At 66.1% G+C, this 16,263-nt stretch carries 16 protein-coding genes; 10 read left to right on the forward strand and 6 right to left on the reverse strand.

What is annotated here, in order from left to right; genetic code table 11:
- Positions 1-547 precede the first annotated feature (547 nt).
- From sdhA to sdhC, 3 genes are read right to left on the reverse strand one after another with little or no spacing between them, the layout of a single operon-like run.
- The gene (gene sdhA, locus ACZ1JS_RS12190; protein ID WP_465166292.1) at positions 548-2,365 is read right to left on the reverse strand and encodes a succinate dehydrogenase flavoprotein subunit; all 1,818 of its coding nucleotides are present in this window, start codon (positions 2,363-2,365) and stop codon (positions 548-550) included.
- A complete protein-coding gene (gene sdhD / locus ACZ1JS_RS12195) occupies positions 2,365-2,751 on the reverse strand; it encodes a succinate dehydrogenase, hydrophobic membrane anchor protein (protein ID WP_345876981.1) in 387 nt (128 codons plus the stop codon). The genes sdhA and sdhD overlap by 1 nt, the downstream gene beginning before the upstream one ends.
- Complete coding sequence (gene sdhC / locus ACZ1JS_RS12200; protein WP_465166293.1) at positions 2,751-3,155, reverse strand: succinate dehydrogenase, cytochrome b556 subunit; 405 nt, start codon at positions 3,153-3,155, stop codon at positions 2,751-2,753. Before sdhC ends, sdhD begins: the two co-directional genes overlap by 1 nt.
- A gap of 221 nt (positions 3,156-3,376) precedes the next feature.
- Here sdhC and ACZ1JS_RS12205 point away from each other — a divergent pair, with 221 nt between their 5' ends.
- The 3 genes from ACZ1JS_RS12205 (at position 3,377) to ACZ1JS_RS12215 (ending at position 6,430) form a co-directional block, all read left to right on the forward strand.
- A complete protein-coding gene (locus ACZ1JS_RS12205) occupies positions 3,377-4,726 on the forward strand; it encodes a methyl-accepting chemotaxis protein (RefSeq protein ID WP_465166294.1) in 1,350 nt (449 codons plus the stop codon).
- 76 nt (positions 4,727-4,802) lie between these two features.
- Positions 4,803-5,498, forward strand: coding sequence for an SDR family NAD(P)-dependent oxidoreductase (locus ACZ1JS_RS12210; RefSeq protein WP_465166295.1), 696 nt, complete (start codon positions 4,803-4,805; stop codon positions 5,496-5,498).
- The gene (locus ACZ1JS_RS12215) at positions 5,495-6,430 is read left to right on the forward strand and encodes a 50S ribosomal protein L11 methyltransferase (RefSeq protein ID WP_465166296.1); all 936 of its coding nucleotides are present in this window, start codon (positions 5,495-5,497) and stop codon (positions 6,428-6,430) included. The genes ACZ1JS_RS12210 and ACZ1JS_RS12215 overlap by 4 nt, the downstream gene beginning before the upstream one ends.
- Positions 6,431-6,454: 24 nt before the next feature.
- On the opposite strand, the gene phhA is transcribed toward ACZ1JS_RS12215, so the two are convergent.
- Positions 6,455-7,321: a phenylalanine 4-monooxygenase gene (gene phhA / locus ACZ1JS_RS12220; protein ID WP_465166297.1), complete on the reverse strand. Its 867-nt coding sequence runs from the start codon at positions 7,319-7,321 to the stop codon at positions 6,455-6,457.
- Between the two features lie 69 nt (positions 7,322-7,390).
- On the opposite strand from phhA, the gene ACZ1JS_RS12225 reads away from it, so the two are divergent.
- The gene (locus ACZ1JS_RS12225; RefSeq protein ID WP_465168686.1) at positions 7,391-8,002 is read left to right on the forward strand and encodes a TIGR02117 family protein; all 612 of its coding nucleotides are present in this window, start codon (positions 7,391-7,393) and stop codon (positions 8,000-8,002) included.
- Positions 7,993-8,709, forward strand: coding sequence for an alpha/beta hydrolase (locus ACZ1JS_RS12230; protein WP_465166298.1), 717 nt, complete (start codon positions 7,993-7,995; stop codon positions 8,707-8,709). Before ACZ1JS_RS12225 ends, ACZ1JS_RS12230 begins: the two co-directional genes overlap by 10 nt.
- A 133-nt stretch (positions 8,710-8,842) precedes the next feature.
- On the opposite strand, the gene ACZ1JS_RS12235 is transcribed toward ACZ1JS_RS12230, so the two are convergent.
- Together ACZ1JS_RS12235 and ACZ1JS_RS12240 are read right to left on the reverse strand one after the other, a co-directional pair.
- Complete coding sequence (locus ACZ1JS_RS12235; RefSeq protein ID WP_431311966.1) at positions 8,843-9,064, reverse strand: hypothetical protein; 222 nt, start codon at positions 9,062-9,064, stop codon at positions 8,843-8,845.
- A 28-nt stretch (positions 9,065-9,092) separates the two neighbouring features.
- A complete protein-coding gene (locus tag ACZ1JS_RS12240; RefSeq protein WP_465166299.1) occupies positions 9,093-10,076 on the reverse strand; it encodes a glycerophosphodiester phosphodiesterase in 984 nt (327 codons plus the stop codon).
- A gap of 115 nt (positions 10,077-10,191) precedes the next feature.
- On the opposite strand from ACZ1JS_RS12240, the gene ACZ1JS_RS12245 reads away from it, so the two are divergent.
- The 5 genes from ACZ1JS_RS12245 (at position 10,192) to zapE (ending at position 16,179) form a co-directional block, all read left to right on the forward strand.
- Positions 10,192-10,713: a 2Fe-2S iron-sulfur cluster-binding protein gene (locus ACZ1JS_RS12245; protein WP_465166300.1), complete on the forward strand. Its 522-nt coding sequence runs from the start codon at positions 10,192-10,194 to the stop codon at positions 10,711-10,713.
- Positions 10,710-11,687 carry an FAD binding domain-containing protein gene (locus ACZ1JS_RS12250; RefSeq protein ID WP_465166301.1) on the forward strand — a complete coding sequence of 326 codons (978 nt, stop codon included), beginning with the start codon at positions 10,710-10,712 and terminating at the stop codon, positions 11,685-11,687. Before ACZ1JS_RS12245 ends, ACZ1JS_RS12250 begins: the two co-directional genes overlap by 4 nt.
- Entirely contained in the window at positions 11,684-13,903 is a 2,220-nt protein-coding gene (locus tag ACZ1JS_RS12255; protein WP_465166302.1) for a molybdopterin cofactor-binding domain-containing protein, read from the forward strand. Before ACZ1JS_RS12250 ends, ACZ1JS_RS12255 begins: the two co-directional genes overlap by 4 nt.
- Positions 13,904-14,133: 230 nt before the next feature.
- Positions 14,134-14,913: a succinate dehydrogenase iron-sulfur subunit gene (locus ACZ1JS_RS12260; RefSeq protein WP_056459674.1), complete on the forward strand. Its 780-nt coding sequence runs from the start codon at positions 14,134-14,136 to the stop codon at positions 14,911-14,913.
- Between the two features lie 162 nt (positions 14,914-15,075).
- Complete coding sequence (gene zapE / locus ACZ1JS_RS12265; protein ID WP_242120619.1) at positions 15,076-16,179, forward strand: cell division protein ZapE; 1,104 nt, start codon at positions 15,076-15,078, stop codon at positions 16,177-16,179.
- Positions 16,180-16,263: the final 84 nt, after the last annotated feature.

The raw sequence follows: 16,263 nt of genomic DNA on the forward strand, positions 1-16,263 counted from the left end.
GTAAAGGCGCAAAGGGCGCGAAGCGAAGAGGGATTCGTGCGGAGGCGCGGAGGGGGTCATCCGGAGCTACCCGTTCGTGCCGCGGCACGTAGGAATACATTGTCGATCGTAGAACGGGTCTTCCGACCAACTACGTCACCCCAGCGCAGGCTGGGGTCATTGCCGATCCGTCGGGGCAGGAGCCGCGGGAGACCCCGGCCTGCGCGAGACCTTTGCGAAAGCCTCGATCGTCAACCTTTGACGTACCCCCGCGCAGGCGGGGGCTCAGGGTTCCAAGCGCAAGCGGTTGTTTTGCTTGGCATTGGCCCCCCGCCTGCGCGGGGGTACGGCAAGTATGCGGCGTAGCGCCCGGACTTTCGCAGAGGTCTCGCCTTCGCCGGGTGACGTGCGGGTCGGGGGGATCGCCTGGCAAGGCGCCGCGATCGCATCACCTCTGCGTCTCCGCGTCTCGGCGCGAACCTCTACCTGTATCTTCGACGGCTTCCGAAACGAAAAAGGGCGACCGGCCACCAAGCCGATCGCCCTTTCCGAACCAAGGAAGCCGAGTTCAGTAAACCCGCTTCTTCGGCTTGATATACTCGACCTCGTCGGTCAGCGTGTAGTCGTGCACCGGCCGGTAATCGATCGCGGTCATGCCGCCATTGCCGCCCCAGCCGTCGAACGACGCGATGGTGTGCTTCATCCAGTTGGCGTCGTCGCGATCGGGGAAATCCTCGTTCACATGCGCGCCGCGGCTTTCCTTGCGGTTCTGCGCCGAACGGATCGTCACCATTGCCTGCGCCAGCAGATTGTCGAGTTCAAGCGTCTCGACCAGATCGGTGTTCCAGATCAGCGACTTGTCGGTGACGTTCACATCGGCGAACGAACGATAGATATCGTCCATCATCGTCACGCCTTCGTTCAGCAGCGCGTCGTCGCGGAACACGGCGCAATGCTTCTGCATCGTCTTCTGCATGGCGAGGCGAATCTGCGCGGTAGGCTTGCTGCCGCTGGCGTTGCGGAACTTGTCGAGGCGCGCGAGCGCGAGGTCGGCCGAATCCTTGGGCAGCGGCTTATGCGGGGTGTTGGGCTTCAAGGTTTCCTTCAGCCGCAGGCCGGTCGCGCGGCCGAACACGACCAGATCGATCAGCGAGTTGGAGCCGAGGCGGTTGGCGCCGTGCACCGACACGCAGGCCGCTTCGCCGACCGCGAACAGGCCCGGCACGACCGCATCGGGGTTGCCGTCCCGGATGGTGACGACTTCGCCGTGATAGTTACACGGAATGCCGCCCATGTTGTAATGGACCGTCGGGGTCACGGGCAGCGGCTGGCGGGTCAGGTCGACACCGGCGAAGATCTTGCCGGTTTCGGTGATGCCCGGCAGGCGTTCGGCCAGCACCTTCGGATCGATATGGTCGAGGTGCAGGAAGATATGGTCGCCGTCCTTGCCGACGCCACGCCCTTCGCGCATCTCCATCGCCATCGACCGACTGACGACGTCGCGCGAGGCGAGGTCCTTGGCCGAGGGGGCGTAGCGTTCCATGAACCGCTCGCCGTCCTTGTTGGTCAGATAGCCGCCCTCGCCGCGTGCGCCCTCGGTGATGAGCACGCCCGCGCCGTAGATGCCGGTCGGGTGGAACTGGACGAATTCCATGTCCTGGAGCGGCAGGCCGGCGCGCAGCACCATGCCGCCGCCATCGCCGGTGCAGCTATGCGCCGAGGTCGCCGAGAAATAGCAGCGGCCATAGCCGCCGGTCGCCAGCACCACCGAATGCGCGCGGAAACGGTGGATCGACCCGTCTTCCATGCAGAGCGCGATCACGCCACGGCAGACCTTGCCCTCGGGCGTGTCCTCCATGATCAGGTCGAGCGCGAAATATTCGATGAAGAAGTCGGCGTCATACTTTAGCGACTGCTGGTACAGCGCGTGGAGCATGGCGTGGCCGGTACGGTCGGCGGCGGCGCAGGTGCGCTGTACCGGCGGGCCTTCGCCCATATTCTGCATATGGCCGCCGAACGGGCGCTGATAGATCGTCCCGTCCTCGTTGCGGCTGAATGGCACGCCGGCATGTTCCAGCTCGATCACCGCCGCCGGGGCTTCGCGGACCATATATTCGATCGCGTCCTGGTCGCCGAGCCAGTCCGACCCCTTGACCGTGTCGTACATGTGCCACGTCCAGTGATCGGGCGTGTTGTTGCCGAGCGATGCGGCGATGCCACCCTGCGCCGCGACGGTGTGCGAGCGGGTCGGGAACACCTTGGTGATGCAGGCGGTCTTCAACCCTGCCTCGGCGCTGCCCATGGTGGCGCGCAGGCCCGAACCACCTGCACCCACGACGACGACGTCATAGGTGTGGTCGATGATCTTGTAAGCGTCGGTGGCCATTATTCGGGCGTCCCGGTGAAAGCGATGCGGAGGATCGAGAAGGCGGCGAGCAGCCAGCCCGCGCCATAGACGAGGTTGAGCACGACCAGCGCGACGACGCGCGTTTCGTCATGCTGGTAATCCTCGATCACGGTCTGCAACCCCATCTTGGCATGGTAGAAGACCGAGGTGGCGAGCAGCAGCAGCGGCACCGCGCCCCAGGCCGACGACACCCAGCCATAGACGGTGTCGTAATCATAGGACGGCAGCAGCGCGAGCGAGAGGACGAACCACAGCATCAGGACGAGGTTCGAGATCGCCGTCAGCCGTTGATGCCAGAAATGATGCGCGCCGGCCTTTGCCGATCCGAGGCCGCGGACGCGGCCGATGCTGGTTCCGTTACCCATTACTGCTTCCCCACCAGCAGCCACGCCCACAGCGCCGCAGTGGCGCAGACGGCGAAGACGATCGTCGCGACCGCCGAATTGCGGTTGCCGTTCAGTTCGAAATTGGCGCCGATATCCATGAAGAAGTGGCGGACACCGTTGCCGATATGCTGGAACAGCGCGAAGCTGAGGCCGATGCCGACGACATAGCCGACCAACGCGAACGGCCCGGTGAACCACGACAGGAACCGCGCATAGCTGTCCTCGCCGCCGGCCAGCGCCGCCAGCCACCATACGAACAGCGCAAGGCCGACCGTGCCCATCGCGACACCGGTCGCACGGTGCAGGATCGACACCAGCATATTGGGACCCCAGCGCCAAATCTGAAGATGCGGCGATGTCGGGCGGGCTTTCGGGCGGACCATGGCCAAGTCGGGCGTTCCTCAGGCAGTGCGACCGCGCGCAAATGCGGTCTTCCAGCGATTGTCGCCTATCTACGCACCCCACCCGCCGATGCAAGTGCGCATCCGCGAAACGGCATTCCGCATACGGGTGGTCAACGGACTGTTAACGCCTGCCCGGTACCAACGGCGCTGCGCATCGGTCCAGCGGACCACGTCGCGCAGGGGAACAGGGGATTCGCAACGTGCCGACCAAGACACTTCCTGCAGCCGAAAGCGTCAGCCGGACGATCGATTTGCAGGAGCGCCTTCGGCTGTTCAACATCTCGTCGGCCGATGTCGACGCCGCGCGCGCGCTGTGGAAGGTCATCGAACCCGAAGCGAACCTGATCGCCGCCGCGCATTTCGACCAGTCGCAAAAGGTCGGCGGGCGCAACAGCATGTCGAACGACTATGCGCGGATGATCGAACTGGGCGTGAATTATCTGCGCAACCGCTTCACCAACCTCGCCGGGCTCGCCTGGGTCGAGTCGTGCGAACGGACGATCGCCCGGGCGTTTTCGAACGACGTGCCGCTGACCGCGATCCTGTCGATGGGCGATGCCGGCGCCCGCACGATGCTGGAGGTGTTGCGTCGCGGGATCGACGACGAAACCGGCTTCCGCGATGCCGCCGAACTGCTGTTCCGGCTGCGCTCGCTGGAATGCGAAGTGTTCGTGTCGCTCTACAATGCCTATGCGCAATATGACCTGCAGGGCTCGCGCGACCGGCTGGCGCATGAATTCCGCGACAATATCGGCGCGACCGTCGAACGCGCGAGCCGCGAGAGCGATTCGCTGCGCGTCCATGCCACCCGCACCTCGGCCAGTGCGCGCGGGATGCTGGGCAAGGCGTCCGAAGTCGCCGCCGCCGCCGAACAATCGGCCGTCGCGATGCGCGAGGCGGCCGCCACCGCCGCCGGGCTGATCCGCGCGATCGAGGACGCCCGGACCGAAGTGGAGGCCGCTGCCGAGATCGCCACGCGCGCATCCGTTCAGGCGGGTACCGCGGTCGGCATGTCCGAAACGCTGTCGGATCATGCCAAGTCGATCGAATCGATCCTCGGCCTGATCCGCGACATCGCCGGACAGACGAACCTGCTCGCGCTCAACGCCACGATCGAAGCGGCCCGTGCGGGCGATGCCGGTCGCGGCTTCGCGGTGGTGGCGCAGGAGGTGAAGAGCCTCGCCAGCCAGACCGCGCGCGCGACCGACGACATCGCCGCCAAGATCGCGGCGATCCAGGCGGCGACGCGTTCGACCGTCGAAACCAATGCATCGATCCGCGCGACCGTCAGCGAGGTGCAGGAAAGCGCCAACCGCATTCGCGGCGCGATGGAGGTGCAGGCACAGACCGTGACCGCCATCACCGCCGCGGTAGACGAAACCGCATTGGCCGCCGATTCGATGTCGTCGACCATCGCCACGATCCGCGAGGATACCGAAACCGTCGCGTCGGAAATCGACCGCGTCGGCGACGGCTTCACCGCGCTCGACGGCGAACTGGGGTCGCTGAAGACCAGCACGGTCGATTTCATCGGCAAGGTCGCCGCATAGGGACAATAGCGGTGCGGGCGGACCGGGGCGCGTCGCCCCGTTGCCCCCTGCTCCGCCGCCGCCTACACGGCGGGGCATGGCTCATATTCTCCTGACCGGCGGATCGCGCGGGATCGGTGCGGCGATCGCCGACCGGCTGCGCGATGCCCATAGCATTGCCGTCCAGTCGACCGGTGGCGACCTGCCCGCCGATTTCGCCGATCCCGCCGCGCCCGCCGATCTTTGGGGCCGCGCGCTCGATCGGCTGGACGGGCGGATCGACATCCTGATCAACAATGCCGGCGTGTTCGAGGCGAACCCGATCGACCAGTCAGACGACGACTGGGTCGCGGCATGGGAGCGGACGCTGCGCATCAACCTGACCGCCGCGGCCGAGCTCAGCCGGCTGGCGGTGCGCCACTGGCAAGAGCAGGGCATTCCCGGCCGCATCGTCAACATCGCCAGCCGCGCCGCGCACCGGGGCGATTCGCCCGCGCACTGGCATTATGCCGCGGCCAAGGCCGGCATGGTCGCGATGACCAAGACCATCGCCCGTGCCTATGCCCAGGAGGGCATTCTCGCCTTCGCCATCTGTCCCGGCTTCACCATGACCGGCATGGCCGAGGATTATGTGGCGAGTCGCGGTGGCGACAAGCTGCTGGCCGACATTCCGCTCGGCCGGGTGGCGATGCCGGAGGAAGTGGCGGTGATGGCGGCGTTCTGCGCGACCGACGCGCCCGAATCGATGACCGGCGCGGTGCTGGACGTCAACGGCGCGAGCTATGTCCGATGAGCTGGAAACTGACCCTGCCCTGCACCCGCGCCGAGGCCGAGGCGATCGATGCCGCCGAGGATTTCGGCATCGATCCGGCACCCGTGCTGATGACGACCGAGACGGTCGAGGACGATACCGAGACGTGGCGGCTCGATGCCTATTTCGAGGCCGAACCGGACGAAGCCGCCATCGCCGCGATCAGCGCATTGGTGCCCAGTGCCGCCGGCCAGGCGCCGCAGATCGAGGCGCTGGGCGATGAGGACTGGGTGACGATGAGCCAGGCCGGGCTGGAGCCGCTGTCGGTCGGGCGCTTCTATGTCCACACCGCCGCGCAGACGGGCGACGTGCCGGCGGGCAAGCGGGCGTTCCTGATCGATGCCGGCCGGGCGTTCGGTACCGGGCATCACGAGACGACCAGCGGCTGTCTGGCGATGCTCGACCGGCTGGCGGGCGAGACGTTCGGCAACGCGATCGACTTGGGCACCGGCACGGGGTTGCTCGCATTCGCGGCGCGCGAATTGTGGCCCGAGGCGCGGGTGATCGCGACCGATATCGATCCGGTGGCGATCGACGTGACCGCCGAGAATGCGCGGCTGAATGCGGTCGAGCGGGTCGAGCTGGTGGTCGCCGATGGCGCGCTGTCGGACGCGATCACGGCGGCGGCGCCCTATGATCTGCTCATCGCCAACATATTGGCGGGGCCGTTGATTTCGATGGCGCCCGAGGTGGCGGCGATCGCCGCGCCGGGGGCGACGATCGTGTTGGCCGGGCTGCTGGAAACGCAGCGCGGCGACGTGGTCGCGGCCTATGCGGCGTGCGGCTGCGCGCTCGAAGAAGTCGACCGGCGCGGCGACTGGAGCGTGTTGCGGTTGACGGCGGGGGCGGAGCGATTCGTACCGACCGGGCCGATCGATCCGAAGGGCCGCGACGGCTGGGCGTTGGACCTCTGAAATCCTCCCCGTGCCGGGGAGGATTTAGGGTTTGGACCTCGCATAATGCTGCGTGCCTTCGGTTAGCACGACATCCTCGGGCAGGATTTCATCCACCGCGATCTCGCGCTCGTCCCGAATCGCGTCGTACACCGGCGCGAAGTCGGTCTCGACGGTCAGCCGCAGCAGTTCGTCGAAGCTGGGGATGACGAAATAGGTCTGCTGGAAATCGTCGATCCGGTAATCGGTGCGCATGACGCGCGCCAGATCGAGCATGATCCGGTTGGGACTGGGATCGTCGAGCGAGAAGCGGGTTTCCGACGCGCTCGACACGATGCCCGCGCCATAGATGCGCAAGCCATCGGCTTCCTGCACCAGCCCGAATTCGACCGTGTACCAATAGAGCCGCGCCAGTTGCTTGAGCGAGCCGAGTTCGAGCGCCCGCAACCCGCCGCGACCATAGGCCGCGAGATAATCGGCGAACACCGGATCGGCGAGCATCGGCACATGGCCGAACACGTCGTGGAAGACGTCGGGTTCCTGCAGATAATCGAGCTGGTCGGGGCGGCGGATGAAATTGCCGGCGACGAAGCGGCGATTGGCCATATGGGTGAAGAACACGTCGTCGGGCACCAGTCCCGGCACCGCGACGACGCGCCAGCCGGTCAGCGCCTCCAGCCGGTCGGACAGTTCCTCGAAATCGGGAATGCCGGATTCGGACAGTTTCAATGCGTCCAGCCCTCTCAGGAACGCATCCGACGCACGGCCGGGCAGCAATTGCATCTGCCGCGCATATAGCGTGTCCCAGGTGGCGTGATCCTCGGCGCTATAAGCGCCCCATCCCTGCGGGATCGTCCAGTCGGCATTGGCGCCCTCGGGCGGGCGGTCGAGCACATGGGTATCGCTGGCCATCCGCAAATAGTAGCATGGGAAACGATGCTACGGAAATGGTCCCTTCGATTGTCCGGTCTGGTGAGCGGAATGCTGCTGATCGTGCTCGGCTATTTTCTTGCCGGACTGATCGGCGGGGCGATCCCGGCCGGATCGGGCGAGCTGCTGCCCGAACAAGGCATCCGCATCTATGTCGAGGATAACGGCATCCATACCGGCATCGTGCTGCCCAAACATGCCGCCGGCCAGTCGTTCGACGATCTGGTACGGGCGAGCGATCTGGCCGATCCGCGCTATGCCGGCCATGGCTGGCTGTCGATCGGCTGGGGCGAGCGCGGCTTCTATCTCGGCACGCCGACCTGGGCGGATGTGAAGCCGGCAACGATCCTTGCCGCCGCGACCGGCAGCGATGCGGTGGTAATGCATGTCGGCCATCTGCCCGAACCGGCCGGCGAGGCCGGCGTCTATCCGGTAACGCTGTCGCCCGACCAGTATCGCCGGCTGGTCGCGTTCATCCGCGCGAGCTTTGCCGAGGGACCGTCGGTGCATGGCTATGGACCGTCCGACGCCTTCTACGCCGCACGCGGGCGCTATAGCGCGATCCAGACCTGCAATGCGTGGACCGGCGCGGCGCTGCGCGCGGCGGGGGTGCCGATGGGGGCATGGACGCCGTTTCCGGTGACGGTTACGTCATGGCTGTGACCAGCCTCGCCCCGCCGCCGATCGGACGCTTCGTGATCGAGACGCCGCGCGCCGCGATCGCGCTGGCGGGGGTGCCGTTCGGCTGGCGGCGCGCGCTGGACGGTGCGCCGCGCGCAAGGGGCGAGCCGGTGATGGTGCTGCCTGGATTGTTCAACAGCGATCGGTCGAATGTGCTGATGCGCCGCTATCTTCGCACGCTCGGCCATGACGCGCATGGCTGGGAACTGGGGCGCAATTTCGGGCAGCGCAGTATCGGGGCGGACGGCGCCGACCTGTTCGCACGGATCGATGCCGTCGCGCAGGCGAGCGGGCGGCCGGTGGCGCTGGTCGGGGTCAGCCTGGGCGGGATCATGGCGCGCTTCGCGGCGCATCGCCGGCCCGATCTGGTCGAACAGGTGGTGACGGTCGCCAGCCCCTATGCCGGGCCGGCGCGGTCGACCCATGTCTGGCGGCTGTACGAATGGATCAGCGGCGAGTCGGTCGACGATCCAGCGGTGCTGGCACTGGCCGAGGAGGTTCGCCGCCCCCTGCCCGTCCCCGCCACCGCGATCTGGAGCGCCAGCGACGGGCTGGTAAACGGCATGGGCTGCCATGTGCCGGGCGAACCGGGCTGTCGCGCGGTCGAGGTGGTGAGCAGCCATTATGGCGTGCAGACGCGGCTGGTAGTGCTACGCGCGGTGGCGGAGGCGCTGGCGAGGAATCGGTAGTTCCGGTCGCCCCTCACCACGAACGTCACCCTGGCGAAGGCCGGGGTCTCCTAGTTGCCGGGCGGGACAGGAGCCGCGAGAGACCCCAGCCTGCGCTGGGGTGACGATTGGAACAGGAAGCGGCCCGCTTCCCTCAATCGTCGTCGCGCTCGCGCCGCCGCCGCGCTTCTTCCTTGCGCATTTCGCGGCCTTCGCGGGCTTCCTTCTTGCGCATCTTGCGGCCGTAATTGCGGTCGGCCTCCGACTGGCTGGTCGTCGTCCAGTCGATCACCTGCGCACCCGCACGGACCGGCGCGGTCGCGACGTTCCATACGGTGCTGACACAGCCCCCGGTCAGCGGCGCCAGCGCCAGCATCACCCACCCCAATCGCATGCGTCGTCCTTCAATATGGTTTGTCGCGGATCTGCGCCCCGATTAACGGAAAATCGGTGAAGAAACCATCGACGCCCGCCGCAACCGCGCCGGCAATCTCCTGCCCTACCCGGCCATGGGCTTCCGGGCCGCCGGGTACGCGATAGGCTTCGGGAAGGAAGGCGTTTTCGGCGCGATAGGTCCAGGGGTGGACGCGCAAGCCCGCGACATGCGCGTCATGGACCAATGGCTTGCCCGCGCCGACCATCGATTTGTTCGGCCCGATCCCGAAAGCATAGGTCGCCACCGCCTTCAGCCCCGCAGGAGTCGCCATCGTCCGGTAGCTATCGACCGCATGGTCGGCCGGGCCGCCCTCCGCGTCCATCAACTGGATCAGGCGGATACCGGTCAGCTTCTTCAGCGCCTTCAGGTTGTCGACTTCGAACGACTGGATAAACACCGGCGCCTGTGCGCTGTCCCACCCGGCGGCACGCAGTTCGCGAACGAGATGCGCTTCCATCGGATGGCCGATCGACGCGAAATAGCTCGGATGTTTGGTTTCGGGATAGATGCCGATCGTCCGCCCGGTCTGCGCGGTCGCGCGCTTGGCGAGCGCGATCACCTCGGCCAGCGTCGGGATCGGCTGTTGACCGTCATAGCGGGTGTTGTCGGGGCGAAGCTGCGGCAGGCGTTCCTTCGCGCGCAGCGTGCGCAGTTCGGCGAGCGTGAAATCCTCGGTAAACCAGCCGGTGATCGATTGCCCGTCGATCGTCTTCGTCGTGCGCCGGGCGGCGAATTCGGGATGGGCGGCGACGTCGGTCGTGCCCGAAATCTCGTTTTCGTGGCGGGCGACGAACACGTCGTCCTTGGTCAGCACCAGATCGGGTTCGATGAAATCGGCACCCTGTTCGATCGCCAGTTCGTATGCGGCAAGCGTATGTTCGGGCCGCGATCCGCTGGCGCCGCGGTGCGCGATCACGATCGGCGTCGCATCCAGCGGTCGTTCGTCTGTCATCGCGCCTGCTCCCAACATCGCCGCCAATACCAACCCCAACATCTGCGATCCCTTCGCAAGAGGAAACCGTTTCGATCGCGAACGTTAGCCGCATTGACCAACGGAGCGCCGACCCATGCATTTCACCATCAACGGCCAGCCGCATCAGGCGGAGGTGGATATTCGCACCACCCTGCTCGACCTGCTGCGCGAACATCTTTCGCTCACCGGCAGCAAGAAGGGCTGCGACCATGGCCAATGCGGGGCGTGCACCGTGCTGGTGAACGGCCGCCGCCTCAATTCCTGCCTCACGCTCGCCGTGATGCATCAGGATGACGAGATCGTGACGATCGAGGGGCTGGGGTCGCCCGAAAAGCTGCACCCGCTCCAGGCGGCGTTCGTCAAGCATGACGGGTTCCAGTGCGGCTATTGCACGCCGGGCCAGATTTGTTCGGCGGTCGGCATGCTCGACGAGGTCGAGAAGGGCTGGCCGAGCCATGTCAGTGCCACGCTCGACGATCCCGATTTCACCGATGACGAAATCCGCGAAAGGATGAGCGGCAATCTGTGCCGCTGTTCGGCCTATCCCAACATCGTCGATGCGATCCGCGAGGTCGCCGACGCCAAACAAACGGCACAGGCGGAGGCAGCGGAATGAAACTGTTCGACTATGCCAAGGCCGACAGCGCCGAAGCCGCCGTCCGCGAGGGCGCCGATCGTGATACCAAGTTCATCGCGGGCGGGACCAACCTGCTCGACCTGATGAAGCTGCAGGTCGAAACGCCCGCGCGGCTGGTCGATATCAGCCGCCTGCCGCTGAACGATATCGAGGAGATCGATGGCGGCGGGGTACGGATCGGGGCGCTGGTGCCCAATTCCGACCTCGCGGCCGATCCGATCATCCGCGAACGCTATGAGGTGCTCAGCCGCGCGCTGCTGGCCGGAGCGTCGGGACAGTTGCGCAACAAGGCGTCGACCGGCGGCAACCTGCTGCAACGGACGCGCTGCTATTATTTCTACGAGACGGCGGCGCGCTGCAATAAGCGGGTGCCGGGATCGGGCTGCGACGCGCAGGAGGGGTTCAACCGGATTCTCGCCGTGCTCGGCACCAGCGAGCATTGCATCGCGACGCATCCCAGCGACATGGCGGTGGCGATGCGCGCACTCGACGCGACGATCGTGACGCTGGGCAGCGATGGCGAGCGGCGGCGCATTCCGATCGGCGACTTCTACCGCTTGCCGGGCGACACGCCCGATATCGAGAATGTGCTGCGAGCCGGCGAACTCATCACCCATGTCGAACTGCCGCCCGCGCCGGCGGGCAGGCAGACCTATCGCAAGGTGCGCGACCGCGCCTCCTATGCGTTCGCACTGGTGTCGGTCGCCGGCATCGTCGGGCAGGAGGACGGCAAGATTTCCTCGGCGCGGCTTGCCTTTGGCGGGCTCGGCCCGATGCCGTGGCGCGACACCGCCGTCGAGAACCTGCTGATCGGACAGGCACCGTCCGACGCGCTGTTCGGGGAGGCCGCCGACCTGTTGCTGCGCGATGCCAAGGGCTTTGGCAGCAACGATTTCAAGATCCCTCTGACCCGGCGCACGCTGATCGCGACGCTGCGGGAGTTGACCGCATGACTACCAACGCACTGCGCATGGACAAGCCCGTCGAGCAGAGCCTGCTCGATACAGGCGTACAGGGCATCATCGGCAAGGGGATCGAGCGGATCGACGGGCCGTTAAAGGTCGCCGGACAGGCAACCTATTCGGCCGAGTACGACTTTCCGAACCTTGCCTATGGTTTCCTGGTTCGCGCCACCTTTCCCGCCGGCACGATCACGGCGATCGATGCCGAGGGTGCCAAGGCGCTACCCGGCGTGGTCGACGTCGTCGTCGACCTGAAAACGTTCATCCGCAACGCCCAGCAGGGCGGCGAGACCGGTGCGCCGACGCAGGGAGTCAAGGACGTCGCCTATTTCGGCGAGCCGGTCGCGATCGTCGTGGCGGAAAGCTATGAGATCGCGCGCGACGCCGCACAACTGGTCGCGGTGCGTTACGAACCGACCGAGGGCGTGTTCACCTTCGAGGATCAGGTCGGCGCCGCCAAGAAGCCGCCCGAAGGGACGATTCCGCCCTATCACAGCCAGGGCGACCTCGACGCCGCGATGGCCGACGCCGCTTTCACCATCGACAATGTGTGGCGCACCCCGTCGCAAAATTCGGCGGCGATGGAGCCGCACGCGTCGATCGCGCTATGGGACGATGACGGGCTGACGCTGTACGGATCGTTGCAGATGCCGTCGTCGGACAAGCAGCAGCTCGCCAAGTCGCTGGGCGAGCGGCAGTCGAAGGTGAGGATCGTCGCGCGCTATATCGGCGGCGGCTTCGGATCGAAGCTCGGCATCTCGCCCGACACGGTCGCGACCGCGATCGCGGCCAAGGCGGTCGGGCGGCCGGTCAAGACGGTGATGACCCGCCAGCAGGTGTTCGACGCGACGGTGCGCCGGTCGAACACCCAGCAGCGCTTCCGGCTCGCTGCCGATGCCGATGGCAAGCTGACCGGCATCGGCCACGAGACCTTGTGTTCGAACCTGCCGGGCGAAGGCTATTTCGAGCCGGCCGGACAGGCGACGCAATTCCTGTATGGCGGCGAGAACCGGATCATCAAACATGATCTGGTCGAGCTGAACCGCACCCTGTCGGGATCGATGCGCGCGCCGGGCGAGGCGGTCGGTCTGCTCGCGCAGGAAAACGCCATGGACGAACTGGCCGAGCAGATCGGCATCGATCCGATCGAATTGCGCCGTATCAACGATCCGGCGCAGGACCCGCAAAAGGACATTCCCTATTCGACGCGGTCGCTGACGCGCTGCCTCGACGCCGGGGCGAAGGCGTTCGGCTGGGACCAGCGCAACCGGACGCCGGGGGGCAAGCGCGAGGGCGACTGGCTGATCGGGCATGGCATGGCGGCGACGACGCGCACCAACATGCTGCAACCGAGCGAGGCGGCGGTGTCGATCGGTCCCGACGGCCGTGCGCTGGTCGAAACCGACATGACCGATATCGGCACCGGCACCTATACCATCCTTGCCCAGATCGCGGGTGAGATCCTCGGCCTGCCGGTCGAGCGGGTGGCGGTGCATCTGGGCGATACCAAGTCGCCGCCGGGCGCCGGATCGGGCGGTTCATGGGGTGCGGGCAGCAGCGGCTCGTCGGTCTATCTGGCCGCACAGGCGCTGCGCGAGAAGCTTGCCAAAGCGATGGGCGTCGAGGACGGCGACCTTACGCTGAAGGACGGCCATGCCATTGCCGGCAACCGCCGGGTCGCGATCGCCGAACTGGTCGGCGATGGCATCACCGCCACCGGATCGATCGAGCCGGGCAAGCAGGAGAAGCAAACGACGCAGGCCAGCTATGGCGCGCATTTCTGTGAGGTGAAGGTCCATGCCGTCACCGGCGAGGTCCGCGTGACGCGCTGGCATTCGACGTTCGAGGCCGGGCGCATCCTGAACCAGCAGACCGCGCGGTCGCAGTGCATCGGCGGCATCGTGTTCGGCATCGGCACCGCGCTGACCGAGGAAGCGGTCCATGACGATCGCGACGGGCGGATCGTCAACCACGACCTCGCCGAATATCATGTGCCGGTCCATGCCGACATTCCGCATATGGATATCGTGTTCCTCGACGAACGCGACCCCCACGCCAACCCGCTACATGCCAAGGGGATCGGCGAACTGGGCATCGGTGGAGCTGGCGCGGCGGTGACCAATGCGATCTACAATGCCACCGGGGTCCGGGTGCGCGATTATCCGGCGACGTTGGACAAGCTGCTGGAGGGATTGCCGGCGGTGTAACGACAACTCCTCCCCATTCCATGGGGAGGGGGACCAGCGAAGCTGGTGGAGGGGGGGCGCCTCGCAACGCAACCGTTCCGTATGCGGCGCTCCCCCTCCACCACCGCTTCGCGGCGGTCCCCCTCCCCGTGCCGGGGAGGATTTACAGCGCTTTTTCCCTTGTTCGCGTTTGCGGCATCCCCGCCTGTCATGTATCGAGCACGCAAACCCAGCCGAACCGAGCGAGCACCATGGCCGAATTCCGTTTGCCCAAGAATAGTCGCATCACGAAGGGCACGACCCACAAGTCGCCGACCTCGGGCCGGATCAAGAAATTTAAGGTCTATCGCTACGACCCCGATTCGGGCCAAAATCCGCGCTACGACGATTTCGAGATCGATCTCGACGAATGCGGACCGATGGTGCTCGACGCACTCATCAAGATGAAGTCGGAGCAGGACCCCTCGCTCACCTTCCGCCGGTCGTGCCGCGAAGGGATTTGCGGGTCGTGCTCGATGAACATCGACGGACGCAACGGCCTCGCCTGCACGACCGCGATCGAGGATATCAAGGGCGATATCCGCATCACGCCGCTGCCGCACATGGACGTCATCAAGGATCTGGTGCCGGACTTCACGCACTTCTACGCGCAATACGCGTCGATCAAGCCGTGGCTGCAGACCGTGACCCCGGAACCCGCCGGCAAGGAACGGCTTCAGTCGCCCGAGGACCGCAACAAGCTCGACGGGCTGTACGAGTGCATCCTGTGCGCCTGCTGCTCGACCTCGTGCCCGAGCTATTGGTGGAACAGCGACAAGTTCCTCGGGCCGGCGATCCTGTTGCAAGCCTATCGCTGGCTGGCCGACAGCCGTGACGAGATGACCGGCGAGCGTCTCGACGAACTGGAGGATCCGTTCCGCCTGTATCGTTGCCACACGATCATGAACTGCGCGAACGTGTGCCCGAAGGGGCTGAACCCAGCCAAGGCGATCGCCGAGATCAAGAAGATGGAAGTCGAGCGGATCATCTGATCCCGTGACACTGCCGTTTGGTTCGAGCAGCTTCGAGCGTAGTCGAGAAGCGTCCGTCGAGAACTTGGTCGTTCGGGGCAACCCCTTCTCGACTTCGGTTCTCGACAAGCTCGAACCTGCGCTCGAAGCAAACGGAGTGTTTGGGGTAGGGGGTGGACACGCATGACCGTCCTCACCCGTTACGACAGCCTCGTCGCCGCCGGCGAACTCCGCCCCGACCCCGAACAGCGCGCCGCCGCCGAGCGCCTGTCGCGCCTTGCCGCCGAACTCGACGCACCGCCCAGGCGCGGCCTGTTCGCCCGGCTGACCGGCCGCGACGCCGTGCCCCCACGCGGGGTCTACCTGTGGGGTGGCGTCGGGCGCGGCAAGTCGATGCTGATGGACCTGTTCTACGACTGCGTCGCCGAACCGGCCAAGCGTCGCGTCCATTTCCATGCCTTCATGATCGAGGTCCATGCCCGCCTCGCCACCGAACGCGCCAAGGAAGCCGGCAACCCGGTGCCGCCGGTCGCCGAGGCGCTGGCCAAGGACCTGAAGCTGCTCGCGTTCGACGAGATGGTCATCAACAACACCGCCGACGCGATGGTGCTGTCGCGGCTGTTCACCGAGATGATGACCCACGGCGTGACCATCGTCGCGACGTCGAACCGGCCGCCGGTCGATCTGTACAAGGACGGGTTGCAGCGCGACAGCTTCCTGCCGTTCATCGCGCTGCTCGAATCGAACCTCGACGTGCTGCCGCTGAACGGACCGACCGACTATCGCCGCGACCGGCTGGGCGCGGTCGATACGTGGCTGGTGCCGAATGGCCCGGCTGCGACCGAGGCACTGTCGGCGGCGTTCTTCCGCCTGACCGACTTCGCGGTCGAGGATCGCGACCATGTGCCGTCGTGCGACCTCGATATCGGGGGCCGTACGCTGCATGTGCCCAAGGCGCTGAAGGGCGTCGCGGTGTTCAGTTTCAAGCGGCTGTGCGGCGAGGCGCGCGGGGCGCCCGATTATCTGGAGATCGCGCGGACCTTCCACACCGTGATCCTGGTCGGCATCCCGATCCTTGGCCCGGAGAACCGTAACGAGGCGGCACGGTTCGTGACGCTGATCGATGCGCTGTACGAATATCGGGTGAAGCTGCTGGCGGCGGCGGACGCGCAGCCGGGCGACCTGTATCCGCGCGGCGACGGACGGTTCGAATTCGACCGGACGATCAGCCGGCTGGAGGAGATGCGGTCGGAGGAATATCTGGCCAAGGGGCATGGCGAGGGATAGCCGCCCTTACTCCCTCTCACCCCCATTTGCTTCGAGCGGAGGTTCGAGCCTGTCGAGAACCGAAGTCGAGAAGGGGTTGCCCAA

It is taken from the genome of Sphingomonas sp. BL-S-05 (genome assembly GCF_055521695.1).

Bases quoted from the DNA above. Each gene is read 5' to 3' on its own strand.
- sdhA (WP_465166292.1), bottom strand. From the start codon at position 2,365: ATGGCCACCGACGCTTACAAGATCATCGACCACACCTATGACGTCGTC.
- sdhD (WP_345876981.1), bottom strand. From the start codon at position 2,751: ATGGGTAACGGAACCAGCATCGGCCGCGTCCGCGGCCTCGGATCGGCA.
- sdhC (WP_465166293.1), bottom strand. From the start codon at position 3,155: ATGGTCCGCCCGAAAGCCCGCCCGACATCGCCGCATCTTCAGATTTGG.
- ACZ1JS_RS12210 (WP_465166295.1), top strand. From the start codon at position 4,803: ATGGCTCATATTCTCCTGACCGGCGGATCGCGCGGGATCGGTGCGGCG.
- ACZ1JS_RS12215 (WP_465166296.1), top strand. From the start codon at position 5,495: ATGAGCTGGAAACTGACCCTGCCCTGCACCCGCGCCGAGGCCGAGGCG.
- phhA (WP_465166297.1), bottom strand. From the start codon at position 7,321: ATGGCCAGCGATACCCATGTGCTCGACCGCCCGCCCGAGGGCGCCAAT.
- ACZ1JS_RS12225 (WP_465168686.1), top strand. From the start codon at position 7,391: ATGCTGCTGATCGTGCTCGGCTATTTTCTTGCCGGACTGATCGGCGGG.
- ACZ1JS_RS12230 (WP_465166298.1), top strand. From the start codon at position 7,993: ATGGCTGTGACCAGCCTCGCCCCGCCGCCGATCGGACGCTTCGTGATC.
- ACZ1JS_RS12235 (WP_431311966.1), bottom strand. From the start codon at position 9,064: ATGCTGGCGCTGGCGCCGCTGACCGGGGGCTGTGTCAGCACCGTATGG.
- ACZ1JS_RS12240 (WP_465166299.1), bottom strand. From the start codon at position 10,076: ATGACAGACGAACGACCGCTGGATGCGACGCCGATCGTGATCGCGCAC.
- ACZ1JS_RS12245 (WP_465166300.1), top strand. From the start codon at position 10,192: ATGCATTTCACCATCAACGGCCAGCCGCATCAGGCGGAGGTGGATATT.
- ACZ1JS_RS12250 (WP_465166301.1), top strand. From the start codon at position 10,710: ATGAAACTGTTCGACTATGCCAAGGCCGACAGCGCCGAAGCCGCCGTC.
- ACZ1JS_RS12255 (WP_465166302.1), top strand. From the start codon at position 11,684: ATGACTACCAACGCACTGCGCATGGACAAGCCCGTCGAGCAGAGCCTG.
- ACZ1JS_RS12260 (WP_056459674.1), top strand. From the start codon at position 14,134: ATGGCCGAATTCCGTTTGCCCAAGAATAGTCGCATCACGAAGGGCACG.
- zapE (WP_242120619.1), top strand. From the start codon at position 15,076: ATGACCGTCCTCACCCGTTACGACAGCCTCGTCGCCGCCGGCGAACTC.